The following is a 20,362-nucleotide window of genomic DNA, read 5'->3' as shown; positions in this document are numbered from 1 at the left end:
CGGTTTTCCACAGGCCACAGGTCGCCGCGAGGGTTTTCCACAGGCGGGCCCGTGATCCGGTGCCTCCTGGGATGCTCGGTGCAGGCCGCCCGCACGGAGCGGCGGCCCCGAGATCCGAGAAGGAGACACCGCGATGCCACGCGTCTTCGTCCAGGGCAACCCCGTGGACCACTACCCCCGGCACGCACCCGAGGCCCGGCGCGGTTCGGTGCGCCGGATCACCGAGACCGGTGAGGACGTCCTGCACAAGCCGTGCCGGGACGTCACCGAGTTCGGTCCCGACCTCGCCGCGCTCGTCGACGACATGTTCCTCACGATGTACGTCGCCGACGGAGCAGGGCTCGCCGCCAACCAGGTCGGAGTCGACCTGCGGCTGTTCGTGTACGACTGCCCCGACGACGATGGTGTCCGGCATGTCGGACACATCGTCAATCCCGTCCTGGAGGCCCAGGACCCGGCCGAACGGCGACTGCTGGACGACAGCGAGGGGTGCCTGTCGGTGCCGGGCGCCGTCATGGAGGTGCCCCGGCCGGACCGGGCGGTCGTGCACGGGCAGGACAAGGACGGCAATCCGCTCACCATTGCGGGAACGGGGTATTTCGCCCGTTGTCTCGCGCACGAGACCGACCATGTGAACGGACGCGTGTACCTCGACCGGCTCTCCAAGCGGGAGCGGAAGGAAGCACTGCGGCAGGTGGCGGACCGGCGGGAGGACGTCTACGCCCGCCGGGCCGCCAACATCGAGGCGATCGGCTCCTAGGAGCGGTCAGGCCTTCGGGGCCACCTTGCTCAGGCCGTTGATGATGCGGTCCATCGCATCGCCGCCGGTCGGGTCGGTGAGGTTCGCCAGGAGCTTCAGGGTGAACTTCATCAGCAGCGGGTGGGTCAGGCCGCGCTGGGCCGCGATCTGCATGACCTTCGGGTTGCCGATGAGCTTCACGAAGGCGCGGCCGAGCGTGTAGTAGCCGCCGTAGGTGTCCTTGAGGACGCGCGGGTAGCGCTGGAGGGCGAGTTCGCGCCCGCCGGGCGTGGCCCGCGCGTGGGCCTGGACGATGACGTCGGCGGCGATCTGGCCGGACTCCATGGCGTAGGCGATGCCCTCGCCGTTGAAGGGGTTCACCAGGCCGCCGGCGTCGCCGACGAGCAGCAGGCCGCGCGTGTAGTGGGGCTGGCGGTTGAAGGCCATGGGGAGCGCGGCGCCGCGGATGGGGCCGGTCATGTTCTCCGGGGTGTAGCCCCAGTCCTCGGGCATGGAGGCGCACCAGGCCTTGAGGACCTCGCGCCAGTCCAGTTCCTTGAAGGAGTCGGAGGTGTTCAGGACACCGAGGCCGACGTTGGAGGTGCCGTCGCCCATACCGAAGATCCAGCCGTAGCCGGGAAGGAGGCGGTCCTGGGGGCCGCGGCGGTCCCAGAGCTCCAGCCAGGACTCCAGGTAGTCGTCGTCGTGACGGGGGGAGGTGAAGTAGGTCCGGACGGCCACGCCCATCGGGCGGTCCTCGCGGCGGTGCAGGCCCATCGCCAGGGAGAGCCGGGTGGAGTTGCCGTCGGCGGCCACCACGAGGGGGGCGTGGAAGGTGACTTCGCGCTTCTCCTCGCCGAGCTTGGCGTGCACCCCGGTGATCCGGCCGGTGCGGTCGTCGACGATCGGGGCGCCGACGTTGCAGCGCTCGAAGAGCCGGGCACCGGCCTTCTGGGCCTGGCGGGCGAGCTGTTCGTCGAAGTCGTCGCGCTTGCGCACCAGGCCGTAGTCGGGGAAGGAGGCGAGATCCGGCCAGTCCAGCTGGAGGCGGGTGCCGCCGCCGATGATGCGCAGGCCCTTGTTGCGCAGCCAGCCGGCCTCCTCGGAGATGTCGATGCCCATGGCGACGAGTTGCTTCACCGCGCGCGGGGTGAGTCCGTCGCCGCACACCTTCTCGCGCGGGAACTCGGTCTTCTCCAGCAGGAGGACGTCGAGGCCGGACTTGGCGAGGTGGTAGGCCGTCGTGGAGCCGGCTGGCCCCGCGCCGACGACGATGACATCGGCGGTGTTTTCGGAGAGGGGCTCGGTCACGACGGGGTCTCCCCAAGGCTCGAAATCTGCGTGCCGACGGGCACTGGACATGGGCAGTCTATTCAGCGGAACTGATCACCCGGCTGAAGGGCTGCCCCTGTGAACCGAGCTCTCCCCGCGGTACGGCTGCGTGTACCCACGCACGAGGACGCGTTCGCCTGGCACCGGGCCTTCGACGACCCGGAGGTCATGGAGTTCCACGGCGGCAGGTCCGCGGAGCTGTCCGTCTACGAGGAGCTCACCGCGCGCCAGCGCCGGCACGACGCGGAACTGGGTTTCTGCCTGTGGACGCTGACCGGCGAGGCGGGAGAGGTCATCGGCTTCACCGGTGCGCAGCCGTGGGCGCCCGGCTGGGGACCGAGGGGCGAGATCGAGATCGGCTGGCGGCTCGGGCGGGCCCACTGGGGGAAGGGGTACGCGACGGCGGCGGCGCTGCTGACCCTGGAGCGGCTGCGGGCGGCCGGTGTGCCGAGGGTGGTGGCGATGGTGCGGCCGGGCAACGAGCGGTCGGTCGCGGTCACCCGGCGCCTCGGGATGGAGCCTGCCGGGTCGTACCCGCATCCCCGGCTGCCGGAGGACGCGCTCTGCTTCCGGCTCGACCTGCGGACGACACCACAAAAGCCGTAACACAGAGTAACGATCTGTCACAGAAAGACACTTACCGCTTCCGGCGGTCGCGAGAAGGGAGTTACCCTTCCAGTACCGCTGGGGGTGACATCTGTGCACATAACGCGCAAAACACCCGAAGTGCGTGTGCCACGGCTGGTCGGCCTGATGGCCGTGGACGCGCGCGAGACCGCCCAGGCGCGGGGGCTGTCCCTCCACGCGCCGGACCGGCCGGACTTCCATCTCACGGTCGTCGACTACGTCGTGCGCCAGTTCCCGCAGCCCGGTGCCGAGGTGCCGCGGGACTCGATGGTGTACGTGTGGTTCGACTTCGGTGAGGGCGAGGGCGGCGGGGGCGTGCGCGAGCCACGCGTGCCACGGCCGCCGAGCGGCGGGCTGCAACGGGAGCTGGACCGGCCGGGGGACGCCTTCGAGGTGAGCAGCCCCTGAGTCACCGGCCGCGGCTCAGGCCTCCTTGAAGCCCCGGTGCAGGGCGACGATCCCGCCGGTGAGGTTGCGCCAGGCCACCTTCGACCAGCCCGCCCCCCGCAGCCGGGCGGCCAGCGCGGGCTGGTCGGGCCAGGCACGGATGGATTCGGCGAGGTAGACGTAGGCCTCGGGGTTGGAGGAGACCGCGCGGGCCACCGGCGGCAGCGCGCGCATCAGGTACTCGGTGTAGACGGTCCGGAAGGGCGCCCAGGTCGGGTGCGAGAACTCGCAGATCACCACCCGTCCGCCGGGCCGGGTCACCCGGTACATCTCGCGCAGGGCCGCGTCGGTGTCCTGGACGTTGCGCAGCCCGAAGGAGATCGTCACGGCGTCGAAGCTGCCGTCCTTGAACGGCAGCCGGGTCGCGTCCCCGGCGGTGAAGGGCATCCAGCCGGTGCGCTTCTTGCCGACCTGGAGCATCCCCAGTGAGAAGTCGCAGGGCACGACGTAGGCACCGGCCCGGGCGAACGGCTGGGAGGAGGTGCCCGTGCCGGCCGCCAGGTCCAGGACCTTCTGCGCGGGCCGTGCGTCGACGGCCCTGGCGACCTCCTTCCGCCAGTGCCGGTCCTGGCCGAGCGACAGGACGTCGTTGGTCAGGTCGTACCGTTCCGCCACGTCGTCGAACATCGAGGCGACTTCGTGCGGCTGCTTGTTCAGGGAGGCGCGGGTCACGCCCGCCATTCTTGCAGCACACCCCTACGGGAGGAGCTTCGGCTTCTTCTTCGCGGCCACGTCCTCCACCCAGCCGCACAGCAGGACGAAGACAGCGATCAGGATCCAGCCGACGCCGAACATGAACCACTGGCTGTCCAACGGGAGCCACTTCTCGAACGCGGGCACGTTCCACATCTGGTCGATCAGCGGGACCGCGAGGATCAGGGCGATCTCGTGCCAGAGGTAGATCGTCACCGCGCGCGCGTTGAAGACGCTGACGGTGCGGTCGAGCCGCCTGAAACGGGTCAGCCAGGCGAAGTCGATGCGGAAGTACGCCTTCGCCCACATCAGCAGCAGCACGAAACCGGCCGACCAGAAGGCCTGCGCGAGGGGGTTCTCGTCCAGGTCGTAGGTGCCGAAGTCGGCCTGGTGCGAGAAGGCGTACCAGCCGCCGTAGCCGAGCGCGGCGAGCGCGCCGACGACCACCGGGGCCGGCTTCATCCGCTGGAGCACGCCGTCGCGGTGCGCGAAGCCGAGGATCCAGCAGAAGAGGTACGTCGACAGGTCCCACAGGGCGCTGCCGAAGCGGTTGTCGGGGCCGGCCCACATGAAGTTCAGGACCAGGATCGGGGCCGACGAGGCCAGCAGCACCGGGACCGGGGCCTTGCGGAAGATCCACAGCAGGGCCGGGGAGAGGAGGACGAACCAGAGGTACGTCCTCAGGTACCAGAGGATCTCCCAGGCCTGCTCGCCCCACGCGTTGCCCGGCGGGTCGCCGAGCGGCACGATCCAGTAGACGATCTCCCAGCCGGGCATCCAGTCGTGAATCAGCATCGCCAGGACGACGAAGAGACCCCAGAACCAGAACGGGGGCAGCAGGCGGCGCAGGCGGCTCTTCACCACCCTGGGCGCCGGGCGTTCCAGGGACTTCGCCATCAGGGTGCCGGCGAGGCCGAACATGACGCCCATGGAGGGGAACACCATGCCGCACCAGGCCCAGCCGAAGGTGTGGTAGGTGACCACGCGGACGAGGGCGACGGCGCGGAGGGTGTCGAAGTAGCGGTCCCTTGCGGGGGGCTCGGGCCGAGGGGCGGTGTCCCTGGCGTCTGTCGCTTCGGTGCCCGGCGCGGTGGGCACAGCGGTGGCGACCGGTTCCGGTTCCACGAGGGGGGTGTAGCCGTAGCCCTGCTGGTACGGGTTCTGCTGGTACGGGTTCCGCTGGTCCCAGGTCATCAGCCGCTCGCCCCCGCCGGGGTGCCGACCTCGCCCGTGCGCTTGAGTTTCTGCCAGCGCAGGCGGCCGCCGGTGAGGGCCGTGACGCAGGAGTGGATAAGGACCAGGTACATCATCTGACGGTAGGCAATCTGCTGGAGCGGCATCATCAGGAGGTAGCGGTACCGCTCCTTGTCCAGGCGGAACGCGTAGGCGGCGCAGGCCAGTTGGATGCCGAGGACGGCGAGCCAGGCCAGCAGGGCCGCCTGGAAGTCGACGAAGATCATGGAGTAGACCGTGAACACGTCGATGAGGGGGGCGAAGACCGGGGTGACGATCTGGAAGAGCACCACCAGGGGCATGCCGACCCGGCCGAAGCGACCCGACGGCCCCTTGTCCGTCAGGGACTTGCGGTGCTTCCACAGGGCCTGCATGGTGCCGTACGACCAGCGGTAGCGCTGGGACCACAGCTGCTTCAGCGAACCCGGCGCCTCCGTCCAGGCCTTGGCGTGCTCCTGGTAGACGACCCGCCAGCCCGCGCGGTGCATGGCGATGGTGATGTCGGTGTCCTCGGCGAGGGTGTCCTCGCTCATGCCGCCGACCTGGAGGACCGCGTCCCGGCGGAACGCCCCGATCGCGCCGGGGATCGTCGGCATGCAGCGCAGCAGGTCGTACATCCGGCGGTCCAGGTTGAATCCCATCACGTACTCGATGTGCTGCCAGGCGCCGATGATCGTGCCGCGGTTGCCGACCTTGGCGTTGCCCGCGACCGCGCCGACCTCGGGGTCGGCGAAGGGCTGCACCAACTGGTGCACCGCGTCCGGCTCGAAGACGGTGTCCCCGTCCATCATGATGACGATGTCGTACGTCGCGTTGCGGACGCCGTTGTTGAGGGCGGCGGGCTTGCCCGCGTTCTCCTGGCGGAGGACCCGGACGTTGGTCATGCCCAGTTTGTCGGCGGCGGCACGGGCGATCTCGGAGGTGCCGTCCGTGGAACCGTCGTCGACGACGAGGATCTCGATCGGGTGGGTGCTCTGCGCCAGCGACTCCAGGGTGTTGGCGATGCACTCCTTCTCGTTGTACGCCGGGACGATCACGCTCACCGGCGCGTTGACCGCCGCACCCCAGCTGAAGCGGCGTTTGTTGCGCTGTCTGTGGTGGCGCCGGGCGATGAGCAGCATCATCCCGAAGCGGCCCAGCACCGCCATGCCGACGACGAGGAGCAGGTAGGAGAGGACGGGCAGGGCCCATTCGGCGATCGCGACGGCCACGATGAGCGCCTCGCCCTCGTAGAGGGTCATGCCGGTGGCCGTGCGATGGGCAGCCTGGAGGGGCCGGACGGCGGTGTTCGAGGCACTCTCGTCGGCAGCCGCACGGTTCGCGGCGTTCTGCTTCTCGATCACACCGCTGATGGTGGTGAAGGTGTAGCCCTTCGCCTTCATCTTCTCGATGTACGCCGGCAGCGCCTTGATCGTCTGCGAGCGCTCGCCACCCGCGTCGTGGAACAGGACCGACGCGCCCTTGTCCTTCCTCGGCGTGGCCCACTTGATGATCTTCGAGACGCCCGGCTTCTTCCAGTCGTCGCTGTCGGTGTCGACGAAGACGCTGGTGTAGCCCTCCTTGCCGAGCCTCTGGTAGACCGGCCAGCTGTAGTTGTCGATGGCGTCCGTCTCCGAGGAGTACGGCGCGCGGAAGAGCGTCGTCGTGATGCCGGCCGCGCCCGCCAGGGCGAGCTGGGTCTGCCGCATCTCCCGGTCGACCCGGGAGTCACCCTGGTACGACAGGTCGACGTGCGTGAAGGTGTGGATGCCGACCTCGTCGCCCTGCTCCACCATCGACTTCACGATGCCCGGATAGCGCGACACCATCGAGCCGACCAGGAAGAACGTGCCCGGTACGTCGTACTGGTCGAGGATCTTGAGGACCTGCGGGGTCCAGGTGGGGTTCGGGCCGTCGTCGAAGGTGAGCGCGATCGTCCTGGAGGGGACCGAGACGGTGGTCGCCCGGCCGCCCCGGAAGGTGAGGATCGGCCCACCGTCGAGGATCCTGTCGGGCACCTTGCTCGCGTCGGCGTCGGTGCGGACCCGCTGGTCGCCGCCGACCTCTGCGCGCAGATAGCCGTCGAGCAGCATCACGCAGGTCAGCGCCAGCAGGAGCAGCAGGGCGAGGATGACACGTGGTTTCTGCAGCGCCGCTGCCCTGCCCGCCGCCCGGTCGATACGGGAGGGGGCGCGCCTGCGGCCGCGTACGGGCGTCGGTGTGGTCATGGGGAGAGGCCTGTGTTCCGGTCAGTCGGCGGTGGCGGAGGCAGAGGCAGAGGCGGAGGCGGAGGGCAGCGCCGAGGGGCGTCCGGTGGGTGGTGCGCCGACCTGACGGCCGACGCCACCCTGCGGGCGTTCGCCGCCGGGGGCGTCGGCGCCGCGTGCGAAGTCGGGGATCAGCGAGGGGGTGAGCGAGGTCCCCCAGCCCATGAAGGCGGCACCGAGCACTCCCGCGTAGGCGAGGCACACGGCACCGAGGAGAAGGCCGACACGGCGCAGCACCCTGGACCGGCGTCCGGAGAAATCGACGAACACGGGCCCCTCGGGGGACCCGTTGCCCTGTTTGCGGCGGCGACCGCGCCCGGCGGTGCGGCTTTCGATGACAGGCTCGGATTGCATTCCCCGGATATTAGGGAGGCTTTATGTGATCGCCTTCAGGGTTCTTGTGAAACGCCCATGAGAAACGCCTTCGACTGTCATTTCACTGAGAGATTCCATGAAAACCCGCGGAGGGCGATGGGGAGCGCAAAGTCCCTCAAAACCCCTTTTGTGGAGTCCCATTCGCACGGTTCGCGTGTTTCCTTCCATGAGTTTTCCATGTATAGGCCGATTCGTTGAACACCACGTGCGCGTGAGACGTTGCCCTTTCGAATCAGGCTTTGTTTCGAGCCTGAGACACACATCACGAAAGCGGGTGCGTCTTCATGCGGGGTTTCCTGAGGCCGACGATCTGGTTCACTCTCCTGTTTGCCATGGCAGTCACAGGATGCTCCACGAGCGCGTCCGGCACGTCCTACGCGCCCTACGTCAGCGCGACGGAGGCCGCCGCCACCGACGGCTCGGGGTCACCGTCGACGTACAACCTGGCCTTCGTGATCGCCGGTGGCGGTTCCTGTACGCCGAAGTGGAACGGGACCGCAGCGGTGGGGAGTTCGGCCGTCGCGTCACGGATCTCGAAGCTGACGGAGGGCGGCGCGACGGTCCGGGTGTCCTTCGGCGGGGCCTCCGGGAAGGAACTGGCGACGACCTGCTCCAGCGTGACCGAGCTGGCCGCGGCGTACGGCGCCGCCCTGGACGCCGCGGGGTCCAGCCAGGCCGACTTCGACATCGAGGGCACCACGCTGACCGACTCGGGCTCGGTCGCCCTGCGCTCCGCGGCGATCGCGTTGCTCCAGAAGCGACGGCCGGACCTGGAGGTCACCTTCACGCTGCCCGTGATGCCGTCGGGGCTCGACTCCGCCGGCCTCGCGCTGCTGGAGTCCGCGAACAAGTACGACGTGCAGGTCTCGACGGTCAACATCATGACCATGAACTACAGCGAGTCCTACGACGGGGACATGGGCGACTACGCGGTCACCTCGGCGAAGGCCACGCACAAGCAGCTGAAGCAGGTGTTCGGGCTGTCGGACGCGGGCGCGTGGGGCGGGTTGGCGCTGACTTCGATGATCGGGGTGAACGACGTGGACGGGGAGACGCTGACGCTCGCCGACGCCGAGGAGGTGCGGGCGTTCGCGGAGGAGAAGGGGGTGGCGTGGGTGTCGATGTGGTCGACGTTTCGGGACGTGCCGTGTGCGCGTGGTTCGGCTGCGCAGGACGCCGCGACGAACTGCAGTGGGGTTGCGCAGAGTTCGGGGGCGTTCGGGAAGGCGTTCGCCGGCTGAGTGTCGTCTGCGGGCCGGTGGGGGTCTGCCGAGCCCCTGACGGCGCTTCACCTGCGCGCTTCACCTGCGTCTGTGGACGAGGCGGCCCGCGCACACCGTCGCGATGCACGCGCCCGTCTCGTCGAACACCGCCAGGTCGGCCCGGCCCGCCGCCACGAGCGCCGGTGTCCCGGCCGTCCCCCGCAGCACCGCCACGTCGTTGCGTTCCGCCGCCGTTCGCAGGTCGGGCGAGTCGGCGTACCGTTCCAGGACCGCCGTGGCTCCCAGCTTCAGTACCTCGTGCACGCGTTCGCGCGGGCTGGGGGCGGCCGGGAGGGGGCCGTCGTGGACGCGGGCCGGGCCGAGTACGCCGGGCCAGTTCCGCACCCGGGCGGTCGGGAAGCGGTCCCGCAGGTCCGCCAGGGTCCCCACCGCGGCGATCCGGCCGCCCTCGACGACGACGGCGCCGTCCTCCAGGGCGGCACCGTCCCAGTCGTGCCGGACCTCGTCCGCCGCGTGGATCGTCAGCACGGCCGCGTCAGTTGGCGCTGAGCAGCTTCAGCTCGGGGTGGGCCGTGCCGCCCGCGATCGCCGTCGAGGAGATGTGCGACATCACGCGCTCGTCGACCGGGTCGTTCGCCGGGTCGTCGTGGACGACGAGGTGCTCGTACGTCGTGGCACGCTGCGCCGGGACCCGGCCCGCCTTGCGGATCAGGTCGATGATCTCCAGGCGGTTGGAGCGGTGCTTGGCACCCGCCGACGAGACGACGTTCTCCTCCAGCATGATCGAGCCGAGGTCGTCCGCGCCGTAGTGCAGGGAGAGCTGGCCGACCTCCTTGCCGGTGGTCAGCCAGGAGCCCTGGATGTGCTGGACGTTGTCGAGGAAGAGGCGGGCGATCGCGATCATCCGCAGGTACTCGAACAGGGTGGCCTGGGTGCGGCCCTTCAGGTGGTTGTTCTCGGGCTGGTAGGTGTACGGGATGAAGGCCCGGAAGCCGCCGGTGCGGTCCTGGACGTCCCGGATCATGCGCAGGTGCTCGATGCGCTCGGCGTTGGTCTCCCCGGTGCCCATCAGCATGGTCGAGGTCGACTCCACGCCCAGCCCGTGCGCCGTCTCCATGATCTCCAGCCAGCGCTCGCCGGACTCCTTGAGGGGCGCGATGGCCTTGCGGGGGCGGGCGGGGAGGAGTTCCGCGCCGGCGCCCGCGAAGGAGTCCAGGCCCGCCTCGTGGATCCGGGTGATGGCCTCCTCGACGGAGACGCCGGAGATCCGGGCCATGTGCTCGACCTCGGACGCGCCGAGGGAGTGGATGACCAGCTGCGGGAACGCGTCCTTGATCGCCCTGAAGTGCTTCTCGTAGTACTCGACGCCGTAGTCCGGGTGGTGGCCGCCCTGGAACATGATCTGGGTGCCGCCCAGCTCGACCGTCTCCGCGCAGCGGCGCAGGATGTCGTCGAGGTCGCGGGTCCAGCCCTTGTCCTTGTCCTTGGGGGCCGCGTAGAAGGCGCAGAACTTGCACGCCGTGACGCACACGTTCGTGTAGTTGATGTTCCGCTCGATGATGTACGTCGCGATGTGCTCGATACCCGCGTACTTGCGGCGGCGTACGGCGTCGGCGGCGGCGCCCAGCGCGTGCAGCGGGGCGTCGCGGTAGAGGACGAGCGCCTCCTGCGGGGTGATCCGCCCACCGGCTGCGGCCCGGTCGAGGACCGCTGTGACATCAGAAGAGGTGAGGTCGGCCTTCTCGGTCACCGGGGCGTCCCTTTCGTCAAGGGTTGTGGACGGACCGAACCAGCCTACGCCAGCCTCCTGCGCCGCCCGACCTCAGGCCGTGCAGGCGCCGATCAGCAGCCCCGCGAACGCACCCGCGACGAGGAACGGCCCGAACGCGATCGCCGTCTTGCGCCCGGCCCGCCGTACGACGACGAGCGCACCGCCGTACAGCGCGCCGAGCAGGAAACCGGCGAAGGTGCCGAGCAGCACGGTGGACCAGCCGTACCAGCCGAGGACGGCGCCCGCGCCGAGCGCCAGCTTGACGTCGCCGAAGCCCATGCCGCCGGGGTTGACGAGGAAGAGGACCAGGTACCCGGCGCCGAGCACGAGCGCCGCGTACAGGGAGGTGAGCCAGTCACCGGCGTGTTCGGGGAGCAGGGCGGCCACCCCGAGGAGGGCGAGCGCGGCGGCCGCCAGGGGGAGGGTGAGGGGGTCGGGGAGGCGCTGGACGCGGAAGTCGACGACCGCGAGGAGGACGCCGACGGGCGCCAGCAGCAGCCAGACCGCCAGTTCGGGGCGGGTGCCGGTGGCGAGGGCCAGGGCACCGCAGACCACGGCGGTGGCCAGGGACAGGGGGGCGGTGCGGGGGCCGTGCGCCGCCTCGTCCGGCGCGCACCGTCCGCACCGGCCGCGCCCCACCCACCCCTTGACCGGATGGCCCGCCGGGCACTGCGTGCGCCACTCCTCCCCCGCCGGTGCCGAGAAGCGGTACGCGGCGCGCGGGAGCAGGGCGCCGGCCGCCGCGCCCCAGAGGGCGGCGACGGCCGGCAGGGCGACGTCCGAGGTGGTGGTCATCCGGTCGCGGCGGCGCCCTCGCGCCAGGAGGGGAGGAGTTCGTCGAGGAGGGCCTCGGTGCGCGGGGGCAGGCCGCGCGCACCGCTGCGGGCGACGAGATCGGCGGCGAGGGCGCGGACGCGGTCGGGGTCGCCGGTGGCGTGCGTGGCGCGCAGCAGCTCGTTCCACAGGCGCTCGTCCGCCGGGGCGGTCCTCAGGGCCGCGCCGAGCGCCTCGATGGCCTTCTCCGCCCGGTCCTTCTCCAGGTGGAACGCGGACAGGGCGAGGCCGATGTCGGCGACCAGCAGCGGCAGCTGGGCGTCGATGATCTCGTGGGTGAGCCAGCCGTACCGGCCCTCCGCGCGGTCGGCGAGCAGCGGACCGCGCACCAGGACGAGCGCGTCGGTGAGGAGGCGGCCGCGGACCGCGCGGCTGTCGACGCCCTTGCCCTGGGTGGCCTCGTGGTAGAGGGAGCGCAGCACGTCGAGGTCGGACACGACCGACTTGGCGAGCACCAGCCGCCCGGTCGCGTCGGTCACCAGGCGCGGGCTGCCGTCCGGGTCGGTGCCGAGCCAGCCGCGCAGCCGCTCCAGCAGGGCGTCGCGGACGTCCTCTGTCACCCCGCGCGGCCACAGCGCGGACGACAGCACGCGCGGGTGGACGCCTTCGCGGTGCAGGAGGAGCAGCGCGAGCGCCTCGTGGAGCAGGGCGCTGCGGTCCCCGTCCGGGGTGTCGAGGCCGATGATCTCGTAAGGCCCGACGAGCCGCGCGTACACCGCGGGACGGCCCTGTTCGCTGATGTCGACCAGGAACGGCGGGGTGGTGGTGGGCCCGTCCGGGTCGTGCTCGAGGTCGGCCTCCACGAACAGCTCGACGACCGCGCGCTGCTGCACGGCGGGCAGCAGCTGGGCCTGGAGTTCGAGGCCGAGCAGCGGGGCGAGCAGCCGGCCGTCCGGGGTGATCTCCATGGCCCAGGCGGCGCCGGGCAGGTCGCCGCTCTCGGTGCCGACGAGGTAGCCGATGCCCAGCCGGGCGGCGTCGGCGGCGAGTTCGGCGAGGCGCACCGCGTCCTCGGCGGACGGCTCGGTGGCGAGCAGCACCAGGTTCGGCGCCCAGCGGGTGTGCTGGGCGGGCCCGGTGCGGCCGGTGAGCACCGACTGGTGGTCGGCGGCGCCGAGCGCGCCGCGACGCTGCCGGGTCTCGGCCTCCATCGTCTCGAACAGGGCCTCCACGTCGTCGAGGTGGCGCAGTCGGCTGGGGGCGAGCGGGGTGAGGTCCGCGCCGAAACCGACCAGGGTGATGGTCATACGGTCGGACCAGCCGTTGGTGGCGAGTTCGGCGGCGACGGAGGCGAACAGGGCGGCCCGGTCGGCCTCCCGGCCGCTCAGCGAGACGATGCCGGGCACGGCCTCCAGGTTGAGCAGCAGCCGCGAGTCGTCCATGGTGCCGAGGCTGACCAGACCCGGGTACGGCGCGGCCGCGTCGGTGTCCTCGTAGCGCTCGGCGTCCGCGAGAGACAGCGTCCAGAACGTCTGGTCCTGGCCCAACTGCCAGGGCGCGGGGGGTTTGCCGGCCGGCTGGGCCAGTTGCAGGTGCAGGTCGCCGTGGCTGAGCCAGGCCGCGTAGACGACCGGCAGCGAGCGGGATTCTGCGGTGAGGGCGGCGGACAGTCCGCGCAGCGACAGGTCGAGCAGCCGTACGCCCTCCGGGTCCGCGCCGACCAGCAGGGCGTCCTGCACGTCCTGGGCGTCGCCGGTCGGGGTGGGCGGCTCCATGCCGCGCCGGCCGCCGACTGCGCCGAGCGCCGACTGCCACAGGGCCTGCCGGCGCCGGCGGCCGAGGGCGGCGAGCAGGCCGGCGGCGAGGAGGGGGGCGCCGAGGAGGGCCTCGGGGAGGCCGAAGGAGTGGCCGGAGAAGTGGCCGGAGGAGTCGCTGCCGGACCCCTGCGCGTGTGCCCCGGGGGTGGCGGCGTCACCGGCGGAGCGCTGGGCGGGCACGGTGATCCGGGCGGTGGCGCCGTCCTGGTCCGCGTGCTGCCCGCCGCCCTGCTCCTGGTGCTGCTGCTGATGCTGTTGCTGGTGCGCGGCGTGGTCGCCGGTCCTGGCGTAGTCGCCGATCTGCTGCCGGACCTCGGGCGAGACGTGCGCGTCGGGGTTCTCGACGAGTTCGCCGCCGTGCGCGTCGCCGGGCATCTCCATGATCCAGCCGGGGCGGATCAGGCTGGCCTCGGAGAGCCGGGAGCCGTCGGGCTGGACGCGGTCCTTGTTGAGTTCGTAGATCTCCTTGTACCGGCGGCCGTCGCCGAGGTGGCGCTGCGCTATCTCCCACAGCGAGTCGTGGTGGCGGCCCTCGGGCGGCTGGATCCGGTAGTACTTCGTGGTGCCGTGCGCACCCGTGCCGCCGTGCTCCGCCTGGGCCGCGACGTGGCCGGCCTGCTCGGCGAGCGCGGCGGCGGTGCTCTTGGCCTGCTCCTGCTGCTGGGCGAGGATGCCGGGGGTCGCCTGGGCGGCGGCGACCGTGCCCTTCTGGTTGCCCTCCAGGCTGTGGCCGAGCTGCGACAGACCCGGGGTGAAACTGGCGGCGGTGGCGCCCACCAGCAGCAGCGCGGCGACGAGTTGCCGGGCGAGCAGCTGGCTGGGACCGGCGCCGGGGACCCGGCCGGGCAGGCCGACGCCGGAGACGGCGGCCTTGATCTCCACCAGCACGCAGGCCGTGAACTGGGCCCAGGCCAGCCACACGATGACGGTCAGGGCGTTCTGGAAGGTCTCGACGCCGATCGGCTGCGACAGCCAGTCCATGCTGGGGGCGCTGGTCGGCAGGGGCCAGCCGACGAACACCGCGAGGGCGCCGGGGACGCCGACGACGAGCACGAGCAGCACGACGAAGGCGAGCAGCGCCTTGACGAGGTCCCCGGCCGTACGCCTGCGCACCCGCACCGGCTGCGGGGTCCGGTTCCGCGGACCCGACGGGTTCCCGGTCGGTCTTCCCGTCGAGCCTGATGTGCTGCGTCGCGCCATGGCGGGTGTCCTGGGGTCGTGTGCGGACAGAGTGGGCGGGGGCGCATCGAGCCTGTCGAGATCCCCTTGACGATCCTATTGACTGGCACCGACGGCGTCGAAGGGGGAGAGCGCGGAACCACCGCTTCCTCCGCACGTCCCGCACAACTCCGGTCAGCCGTCGACCCGCAGGGCGGACAGCAGGAAGCGGGTGAGGGCGGAGGTGGGGAAGGTGATCGCCGCCACGCCCTCCTCCGCCCGCAACTCCACCACCGTGCGCGCGGTTCCGTAGGGCCGCACCTGGACGTTTCCCAGCGCGGCCGGGGCCGCCAGGCCCTCCTGGAGCAGGGCGCGGGCGAAGGTCCAGGTGACCTCCTCGCCGTCCAGGGAGATCCACGGCGGGAAGACGAAGTGCACCGCCTGCGGGTCGGCCGAGGTGTAGCGGAGCGTCGCGGGGACCGCCACCTCCTGCTCGTCGGCGGTCAGCAGGCGGGCGCCGGTGGGCTGTTCGACGGTGATGGACACAGGTGCTCTCCCGGGGTGCGGTGCGGTGGTGGGCCGTCCTACTCCTCTGAGCGCCTTTGGCTCGTCTCATTACGCCGAAATCAAAGGGAAGTTGAGTGACGTGCGTCACCAATCGAGGCGCTTGAAACTTTGATTGAAAGTTTTGTCATCTACTCTGACGAACCCTTCCCCAGCCCCTGGCCGGCAACTGGAGCGTTCCGCCATGTCCGACGGTTCCTCTGCAGTCATCAGCACCACCGATTACGCCCGGATCTACGAGGAACAGCAGCCGCGGCTCGTCGCGTACGCCCGCTCCCTCACCAGGAACGCCTGGGTCGCCGAAGACCTGGTCGCCGAGGCGCACTTCCGGGTCTGGCGGCGGCTGGCCGAGGGCCACGAGATCGACAACGTGTCGGCGTACCTGACGACCACCGTCCGGCACCTCGCCTACGCGGCCGGCAGTGCCGTGCGCGAGACGCCCAGGGACCCCCACGCCGACGAGCAGGTCGAGGCCGGCCGGCACGGCGACGACCCGGCCGAACAGGTCTCCTCCGTAGACCTGCTGGTACGGGTCCTCGCCCAACTCCCCGAGCGCTGGGTCAAGGCCCTCTGGCTCGCCGAGGCCGAGGGGCAGCCGCTCGCGCAGATCGGACCGCAACTGGGCACCAAGGAGGGCGCGACCGCGGTACTGCTGCACCGGGCCCGGGAAGGGATGCGGCAGGCCTTCCTGCGTACCCAGACCGGGGCGCCGGACGACCCCGCCTGCCAGGTGCACTGGAGCCGGATGCCCGCGTACGTGCGCGGGGCCGCCACCGAACGGCAGTCCGACCGGCTGCTCGGGCACGTGGACGACTGCGCGGACTGCCGGACCCGGCTCGCCGCCCTGATGCGCGCCAACGACCGGCTCCCCGCCCTCGTCGGCCCCGGCCTCCTGGTCTTCGCGGTCGGCGGCACGGCCGGCCGGTTCCTGCTCACCCTCACCGCCGCCGGGGCCTCGGCGGGCGGGCACGGCAGCGGGAGCGGGCCGCTGCACGGGGTACGGCAGGCCGCCGGCTCCGTGGGCACCAAGGGACCGCTGGCCGTCGCCGCGGGCGCGGTGGCCGCCGGCGCCACGGCACTCGTGCTGCTCCTCGGCCCAGGCCACGCCTCCCCCGTCCCCGCCCCGCGAACCCCGGTCGCCGACGCACCGCTCGCCCAGGCCCCGGTGACCGGGGCACCGGCGGCATCGGCGGCACCTGGGAGCGGGGACGACGGAGACGGTACGGGCACGGGCGCGGCGGCCGCTGCGGTCCGTACGGCGGTGACCACGGCCGGAAGCGGAGCGGGGACCGGGAACGGGGCCGGGAACGGGGCCGGGAACGGCACCACCACGCCGCCCGAGACGACCGAACCGACGCCCCCTGCAGCGCCCTCGCCGGCCCCGCCCGTGACGACCGAGCCGACCTCGCCCGCCTCCCCCGACCCAGCTCCCACTCCCCCGACGGAGCCCACGGACCCGGCTCCCCCGACGACAGACCCCACGGAACCCGTCGAACCCACCGAACCCGGCGAACCCGGCGAACCGACCGACCCCGTGCCCGTGGAGACCCCGCCGGCCAGTGACCCCTGCCCGCCCCCGTACGGCGACGGCGACGGCGACAACAACGGTGACGGCGACGGCGACCGTGGCAAGGGGCACGGTCACGGGCACGGTCACGGTCACGGTAAGGGTGAGCGGCGCCCCGGGAAGCGGCAACCGCAGGCCTCCGCGTCGTGACCCGCCCGCCGCGGCCGGTCCCGGTCAGCCGACCTCGTTCTCCGCGGTCGCCTGGCCGTGCACCACGATCGCGCCGCCGTAGAACATGCCCGTGAAGACCGGCTCGTACGTCAACTGCACCTCGACCTGCACCTGCTGCGCGTCGGCGGCGGTGCAGTGGGTGCCCGCGACGTCCGCGGCGGACATGTCCATCTCGCGGGCGAAGGTCTTCACCCGGGCGTCGCAGTCCTGGAAGTTGATCGGCGCGGTGCCCTGCCCCTCGTACAGCGCGTTCAGGTCGATGTCCTGGGCCGCGTACCGGGCCGCCTGTTCGGCGATGTCGGCGGCGCGTTCGCGCTTGGAGATGGACAGGCCGCCGTCGATGACGAACGCCGAGAGCGAGAGGAAGACCAGGGCGAAGATGATGACCGCGCCGGCGCCCGAACCCCGGTCGTCCAGGCGGAGCCGCCGTCCGGTCCACCAACTGCGCAGCACGGCGAGGATCATGCCGCCCTCCGGAACGGGTCGAGCGGGGAGGAGAACCGCGCGGTGAGCGTCGTGGGGATGTCCAGGCCCAGCATGGCGAGCCCCCTGACCTGGCAGCTCACCTCGACGGTGAAGATGCTGTCGGGTGCGAACCCCGCACTGGTCTGCACGACGGAGACGGGTCCCGAGCAGACGTCCGACAGGTCCGCGTCGGCGGCCTTCTGCGCCTCCGACATGGCGGTGGCGTGGTCCTTCTGGATGGACCCGGCACGGGCCGCGTCACGGGCGGCGCCGTCGATCGCGCCCCGGCCGTCCACGAGTTGGCCGAAGGCGACCAGCACGAGGATGAAGAGGATCATGACCGGGGCGAGGATGACGACCTCGACGGTCGACAGCCCCCGGTCGTCCGGCGCTCTGTCCGCTCCGCAGGTCGTCCGGTCGTCCACCACTAGTTGTCCTCCACGAACCGCTCGACCGGCCCCGACGACTGCGCGTGCACCGTCAGGTCCAGACCCGGGAACACCGTCGGGATGCGGGCGGAGATCTCGACGCCGACCGTGTGCTGTTCCGGCTGGATCATCGTCACGTTCGGCGACAGCACGAGTTGCGGCCCGAGTTGGCTGATGTAGGAGTCGACCACGGCCTGGGCCTCACCGCGCCAGGCGCCGGGTTCCGCGTCGGCGGTGGCACGGGCCTTGCGGGCGCCCGCCTGGGCCGCGGCCTGGGCCACGTGGTCGGCGAAGAAGTACAACGCGAACTGCACGGTCGCGAAGATCATGAAGAAGAGGACGGGGGTGAGCAGCACGAACTCGATGGCCGTCATGCCCGAGTCACCGCGCGCGGCGGCGGCCCGACGGCGCAGCCAGGCGTTCACGTCCACAAAGACCCCCGTCATCCCCGTTCAGTCCCCGTCGCCGACCCGGTCAGCAGGTCCCGCTCGCGCTGGCACCCTTGATGCAGTTGCCGACCTTGTTGGCGCCGTCGCTCAGCGCGGCGTTGATGATGGCGGCGACGACGCCGACGATCGCGACGACGACCGCGGAGATGATGACCCACTCGACGGCGGAGGCACCGCGGTCGAGTTCGCCGGAGCGGGCCCGCTCCACCCGGGCCTGGAGGAAGGTGACGAGGAAGTCCATCGCCGGAATGCCGGTGCTGAAGCTCCGCCCGGTCAGGTTACGTCCGTTCATGGTGGGTTCTCCCGTTGCGTTGGTCGTGCGATCGAATCAGCAGTTGTCGAAGGTCTCTGGAACAGCTCACACCTGGAACACCCGCATCGCCGCAGGGAAGATCAGGAAAACCAGGAAGCCGGCGCACAGCAGCAGCTGGGCGACGAGCATCGACTGGGACTTCTCGCCCGCGCTGCCCTCGATCTCGGCGAGTTCGCGGTGCCGCATGGTCTCGGCGCGGGAGGCGAGGGACTCCCGCACCTTGGCGCCGTCGTCCGCGACGAGGGCGAGGGAGGCGGAGAGGTCCTTCAACTCCTCCACGCCCAGCTCCTCGCCGAGCGCGCCCAGCGCCTGCCACTGGCTGACGCCGGTGATCCGGGCGTCGGCGAGGGCGTTGCGGATGCGCTGGTTGGCCCAGCCGTCGGAGACCTCGGCGGCGGCCATCAGGGCCTCGGGCAGACCGCGGCCGCCCGCGAGGCTCATCGACACCAGGTCGAGGTAGGCCCCGATGACCCGCCTGAGGTCCCGGCGCTTCTCGGCCGCGTCCCGTCGTACCTCCAGGTCGGGCAGGAAGAAGAACAGGGCCGCGCAGACCAGGGCCATCCAGACCGGGACGACCGGGCTGCGGCCGAAGCCCATGGTGTAGACGACGGCGAACAGGAACGGACCGAAGACCAGACCGGCCGCGGCGAGCAGCACCTTGGTCGCGAGGAACTTCTCCCAGCCGCGGTCCAGGACCGCGAGGTCGGCGCGGAGCGAGCGCTGTTCCCAGCCCTGCTGCCGGTAGAACTCGGCGACCCGGTCCCCGACCTGGGCGCGCAGTGAACCGAATCTGCCGGTCTCCTGGCTCCCCCGGGCCGACTCGTAGGCGGCGCCGCGGGCCCGCATGGCGTCGATCCGGGCGACCTGGGCGACGGCGCTGCGCTTGCTCGGCATGAGGGCGCGGATCAGGGCGTAGACGCCGAGCCCCAGGGTCACGCCGACGACGATCGGCATCGTGAGGTTCACCGGCGCACTCCATCCTCGGTCGGCAGCGTCTGCTGACCGCTCTGGCCGGGCTGGCCGGGCTGGCCGCTCTGGCCGGGGGCGGTGCGGGGCGGTCGTACGAACTGGACGGAGGACTGGTCGCGGACCAGGAACCGTTCCGGGGTCTCGATGGTGGACAGCTTGCGCAGCCACCAGAAGCCGAGCGCGAACAGCCCGCAGACCAGGGCGAGGACCAACTGGCCGACGGCGGTGCCGTACGGCGCGACGAAGTCCCGGTTGAAGACGGCGAGGCCGAGGACGAACGCGACCGACACGGCGACGACGATCTGCACCGAGCGCCGGGTGGAGGCCCGCTGGGCCATCACGCGCTGGCGCATGTCGACCTCCTCACGCGCCGACTTGGCGAGCGCGCCGAGCACCTGGCGCAGACCGGGGCCGCGCAGCCGGGCGTTGAGGATGAGAGCGGCCACGATGATGTCGGCGGACGCGTCGTCGATCTCGTCGGCGAGGTGCTGGAGCGCGTCGGGCAGCGGGGTGCGGGCACGCAGCCGGTCGACGAGGGCGTCGAGGTGCGGCCGCAGCACGGGCGCGGCGGCCCGCGCGGAGGCCGGGATGGCCTGTTCCAGGCCGACCGCGCCGGCGATGGTGTCGCGCAGCGACTCGGTCCAGGAGGCGAGTGCCTCCACCCGCTTCATCGCGGCCCGCTCCTCGGCGGCGCCGCCGAACAGCTTGTCCCAGAAGAAGACGAGGACACCGGCGGCGATGCCGGCCACCGCCCAGCGGGTCAGCAGCAGCACGACGAGCCCGATGATGGCGGCGAGCGAACCGCGCCGGCCGGCGAACCGGATGAGTTCGGCGGCCCGTTCGTTGGCCTTCTGCTTCTCGTGGTCGGGTCTGGCGGGCAGTCCCCGGATCGCCAGGACCAGCAGTGCCAGGCCGCCGCCGACGGCGATTCCGCAGCCGAGGCCGTAGAGGACCGGGGTGGAGAAGAGCCCGCCCATGGAGCCCAAGGAGTCCAGGTTCAT

The 20,362-nt window shown here is 71.5% G+C and carries 21 protein-coding genes; 5 read left to right on the top strand and 16 right to left on the bottom strand.

Translation table 11 applies throughout. The annotated features are described in order from the left end of the window. Positions 1 to 133 precede the first annotated feature (133 nt). Positions 134 to 760: a peptide deformylase gene (gene def, locus ACZ3KP_RS23365; RefSeq protein ID WP_467501591.1), complete on the top strand. Its 627-nt coding sequence runs from the start codon at positions 134 to 136 to the stop codon at positions 758 to 760. 6 nt (positions 761 to 766) lie between these two features. On the opposite strand, the gene ACZ3KP_RS23360 is transcribed toward def, so the two are convergent. Then, entirely contained in the window at positions 767 to 2,101 is a 1,335-nt protein-coding gene (locus tag ACZ3KP_RS23360) for a geranylgeranyl reductase family protein (RefSeq protein WP_358981252.1), read from the bottom strand. Positions 2,102 to 2,149: 48 nt separating this feature from the next. On the opposite strand from ACZ3KP_RS23360, the gene ACZ3KP_RS23355 reads away from it, so the two are divergent. Both ACZ3KP_RS23355 and ACZ3KP_RS23350 read left to right on the top strand, forming a co-directional pair. Beyond that, positions 2,150 to 2,677, top strand: coding sequence for a GNAT family N-acetyltransferase (locus tag ACZ3KP_RS23355; protein ID WP_467501590.1), 528 nt, complete (start codon positions 2,150 to 2,152; stop codon positions 2,675 to 2,677). A 120-nt stretch (positions 2,678 to 2,797) separates the two neighbouring features. Then, complete coding sequence (locus ACZ3KP_RS23350) at positions 2,798 to 3,106, top strand: PASTA domain-containing protein (RefSeq protein WP_132890283.1); 309 nt, start codon at positions 2,798 to 2,800, stop codon at positions 3,104 to 3,106. Positions 3,107 to 3,121: 15 nt separating this feature from the next. Here the strand turns inward: ACZ3KP_RS23350 and ACZ3KP_RS23345 are convergent, their stop codons facing one another. The 4 genes from ACZ3KP_RS23345 to ACZ3KP_RS23330 are packed head-to-tail and all read right to left on the bottom strand — an operon-like array spanning position 3,122 to position 7,671. Further along, positions 3,122 to 3,817 carry a demethylmenaquinone methyltransferase gene (locus ACZ3KP_RS23345; protein WP_467501589.1) on the bottom strand — a complete coding sequence of 232 codons (696 nt, stop codon included), beginning with the start codon at positions 3,815 to 3,817 and terminating at the stop codon, positions 3,122 to 3,124. A 24-nt stretch (positions 3,818 to 3,841) separates the two neighbouring features. Continuing rightward, a complete protein-coding gene (locus ACZ3KP_RS23340; protein ID WP_467501588.1) occupies positions 3,842 to 5,032 on the bottom strand; it encodes an acyltransferase family protein in 1,191 nt (396 codons plus the stop codon). Continuing rightward, complete coding sequence (locus ACZ3KP_RS23335) at positions 5,032 to 7,278, bottom strand: bifunctional polysaccharide deacetylase/glycosyltransferase family 2 protein (protein WP_467501587.1); 2,247 nt, start codon at positions 7,276 to 7,278, stop codon at positions 5,032 to 5,034. Before ACZ3KP_RS23335 ends, ACZ3KP_RS23340 begins: the two co-directional genes overlap by 1 nt. Positions 7,279 to 7,299: 21 nt before the next feature. Continuing rightward, positions 7,300 to 7,671 (bottom strand): hypothetical protein, encoded by a 372-nt coding sequence (locus ACZ3KP_RS23330; RefSeq protein WP_467501586.1) that lies wholly within the window; start codon positions 7,669 to 7,671, stop codon positions 7,300 to 7,302. A gap of 305 nt (positions 7,672 to 7,976) precedes the next feature. Here ACZ3KP_RS23330 and ACZ3KP_RS23325 point away from each other — a divergent pair, with 305 nt between their 5' ends. Next, positions 7,977 to 8,933 (top strand): chitinase, encoded by a 957-nt coding sequence (locus ACZ3KP_RS23325; RefSeq protein WP_467501585.1) that lies wholly within the window; start codon positions 7,977 to 7,979, stop codon positions 8,931 to 8,933. A gap of 60 nt (positions 8,934 to 8,993) precedes the next feature. Here the strand turns inward: ACZ3KP_RS23325 and ACZ3KP_RS23320 are convergent, their stop codons facing one another. The 5 genes from ACZ3KP_RS23320 to ACZ3KP_RS23300 form a co-directional block, all read right to left on the bottom strand. Next, positions 8,994 to 9,443, bottom strand: coding sequence for an imidazolonepropionase-like domain-containing protein (locus ACZ3KP_RS23320; RefSeq protein ID WP_132890287.1), 450 nt, complete (start codon positions 9,441 to 9,443; stop codon positions 8,994 to 8,996). A 7-nt stretch (positions 9,444 to 9,450) separates the two neighbouring features. After that, positions 9,451 to 10,665 carry a cyclic dehypoxanthinyl futalosine synthase gene (mqnC, locus tag ACZ3KP_RS23315; protein WP_467501584.1) on the bottom strand — a complete coding sequence of 405 codons (1,215 nt, stop codon included), beginning with the start codon at positions 10,663 to 10,665 and terminating at the stop codon, positions 9,451 to 9,453. Between the two features lie 72 nt (positions 10,666 to 10,737). Beyond that, a complete protein-coding gene (locus tag ACZ3KP_RS23310) occupies positions 10,738 to 11,481 on the bottom strand; it encodes a prepilin peptidase (protein WP_467501583.1) in 744 nt (247 codons plus the stop codon). Then, the gene (locus tag ACZ3KP_RS23305) at positions 11,478 to 14,477 is read right to left on the bottom strand and encodes a BTAD domain-containing putative transcriptional regulator (RefSeq protein ID WP_467501582.1); all 3,000 of its coding nucleotides are present in this window, start codon (positions 14,475 to 14,477) and stop codon (positions 11,478 to 11,480) included. The genes ACZ3KP_RS23310 and ACZ3KP_RS23305 overlap by 4 nt, the downstream gene beginning before the upstream one ends. A gap of 153 nt (positions 14,478 to 14,630) precedes the next feature. Next, positions 14,631 to 14,981, bottom strand: a complete 351-nt coding sequence (locus tag ACZ3KP_RS23300) for an SsgA family sporulation/cell division regulator (protein WP_358981245.1) — start codon at positions 14,979 to 14,981, stop codon at positions 14,631 to 14,633. 202 nt (positions 14,982 to 15,183) lie between these two features. On the opposite strand from ACZ3KP_RS23300, the gene ACZ3KP_RS23295 reads away from it, so the two are divergent. Then, the gene (locus ACZ3KP_RS23295; protein WP_467501581.1) at positions 15,184 to 16,716 is read left to right on the top strand and encodes a sigma-70 family RNA polymerase sigma factor; all 1,533 of its coding nucleotides are present in this window, start codon (positions 15,184 to 15,186) and stop codon (positions 16,714 to 16,716) included. 24 nt (positions 16,717 to 16,740) lie between these two features. Here ACZ3KP_RS23295 and ACZ3KP_RS23290 read toward each other — a convergent pair whose 3' ends face one another. The 6 genes from ACZ3KP_RS23290 to ACZ3KP_RS23265 all read right to left on the bottom strand — a co-directional run bounded on the left by ACZ3KP_RS23290 (position 16,741) and on the right by ACZ3KP_RS23265 (position 20,362). Then, entirely contained in the window at positions 16,741 to 17,202 is a 462-nt protein-coding gene (locus ACZ3KP_RS23290) for a TadE/TadG family type IV pilus assembly protein (RefSeq protein WP_467501580.1), read from the bottom strand. After that, the gene (locus ACZ3KP_RS23285; RefSeq protein ID WP_358981242.1) at positions 17,199 to 17,627 is read right to left on the bottom strand and encodes a TadE/TadG family type IV pilus assembly protein; all 429 of its coding nucleotides are present in this window, start codon (positions 17,625 to 17,627) and stop codon (positions 17,199 to 17,201) included. The genes ACZ3KP_RS23290 and ACZ3KP_RS23285 overlap by 4 nt, the downstream gene beginning before the upstream one ends. Before the next feature lie 2 nt (positions 17,628 to 17,629). Next, positions 17,630 to 18,076 carry a TadE family protein gene (locus ACZ3KP_RS23280; protein ID WP_132890295.1) on the bottom strand — a complete coding sequence of 149 codons (447 nt, stop codon included), beginning with the start codon at positions 18,074 to 18,076 and terminating at the stop codon, positions 17,630 to 17,632. Positions 18,077 to 18,104: 28 nt separating this feature from the next. Further along, positions 18,105 to 18,356 carry a hypothetical protein gene (locus ACZ3KP_RS23275; protein WP_358981298.1) on the bottom strand — a complete coding sequence of 84 codons (252 nt, stop codon included), beginning with the start codon at positions 18,354 to 18,356 and terminating at the stop codon, positions 18,105 to 18,107. Between the two features lie 81 nt (positions 18,357 to 18,437). Continuing rightward, on the bottom strand, positions 18,438 to 19,358 hold the full coding sequence (locus ACZ3KP_RS23270; protein ID WP_467501579.1) for a type II secretion system F family protein: 921 nt from the start codon (positions 19,356 to 19,358) through the stop codon (positions 18,438 to 18,440). Next, on the bottom strand, positions 19,355 to 20,362 hold the full coding sequence (locus tag ACZ3KP_RS23265; RefSeq protein WP_467501578.1) for a type II secretion system F family protein: 1,008 nt from the start codon (positions 20,360 to 20,362) through the stop codon (positions 19,355 to 19,357). The genes ACZ3KP_RS23270 and ACZ3KP_RS23265 overlap by 4 nt, the downstream gene beginning before the upstream one ends.

The organism is Streptomyces sp. NPDC020958 (assembly GCF_055562175.1).
This window is presented reverse-complemented; position numbering and strand designations above follow the sequence as displayed.

Excerpts from the sequence above, each read along its gene's own strand:
- def (WP_467501591.1), top strand. The coding sequence starts at position 134 with ATGCCACGCGTCTTCGTCCAGGGCAACCCCGTGGACCACTACCCCCGG.
- ACZ3KP_RS23360 (WP_358981252.1), bottom strand. The coding sequence starts at position 2,101 with ATGTCCAGTGCCCGTCGGCACGCAGATTTCGAGCCTTGGGGAGACCCC.
- ACZ3KP_RS23340 (WP_467501588.1), bottom strand. The coding sequence starts at position 5,032 with ATGACCTGGGACCAGCGGAACCCGTACCAGCAGAACCCGTACCAGCAG.
- ACZ3KP_RS23335 (WP_467501587.1), bottom strand. The coding sequence starts at position 7,278 with ATGACCACACCGACGCCCGTACGCGGCCGCAGGCGCGCCCCCTCCCGT.
- ACZ3KP_RS23330 (WP_467501586.1), bottom strand. The coding sequence starts at position 7,671 with ATGCAATCCGAGCCTGTCATCGAAAGCCGCACCGCCGGGCGCGGTCGC.
- ACZ3KP_RS23325 (WP_467501585.1), top strand. The coding sequence starts at position 7,977 with ATGCGGGGTTTCCTGAGGCCGACGATCTGGTTCACTCTCCTGTTTGCC.
- ACZ3KP_RS23310 (WP_467501583.1), bottom strand. The coding sequence starts at position 11,481 with ATGACCACCACCTCGGACGTCGCCCTGCCGGCCGTCGCCGCCCTCTGG.
- ACZ3KP_RS23305 (WP_467501582.1), bottom strand. The coding sequence starts at position 14,477 with ATGGCGCGACGCAGCACATCAGGCTCGACGGGAAGACCGACCGGGAAC.
- ACZ3KP_RS23295 (WP_467501581.1), top strand. The coding sequence starts at position 15,184 with ATGTCCGACGGTTCCTCTGCAGTCATCAGCACCACCGATTACGCCCGG.
- ACZ3KP_RS23290 (WP_467501580.1), bottom strand. The coding sequence starts at position 17,202 with ATGATCCTCGCCGTGCTGCGCAGTTGGTGGACCGGACGGCGGCTCCGC.
- ACZ3KP_RS23280 (WP_132890295.1), bottom strand. The coding sequence starts at position 18,076 with ATGACGGGGGTCTTTGTGGACGTGAACGCCTGGCTGCGCCGTCGGGCC.
- ACZ3KP_RS23265 (WP_467501578.1), bottom strand. The coding sequence starts at position 20,362 with ATGAACCTGGACTCCTTGGGCTCCATGGGCGGGCTCTTCTCCACCCCG.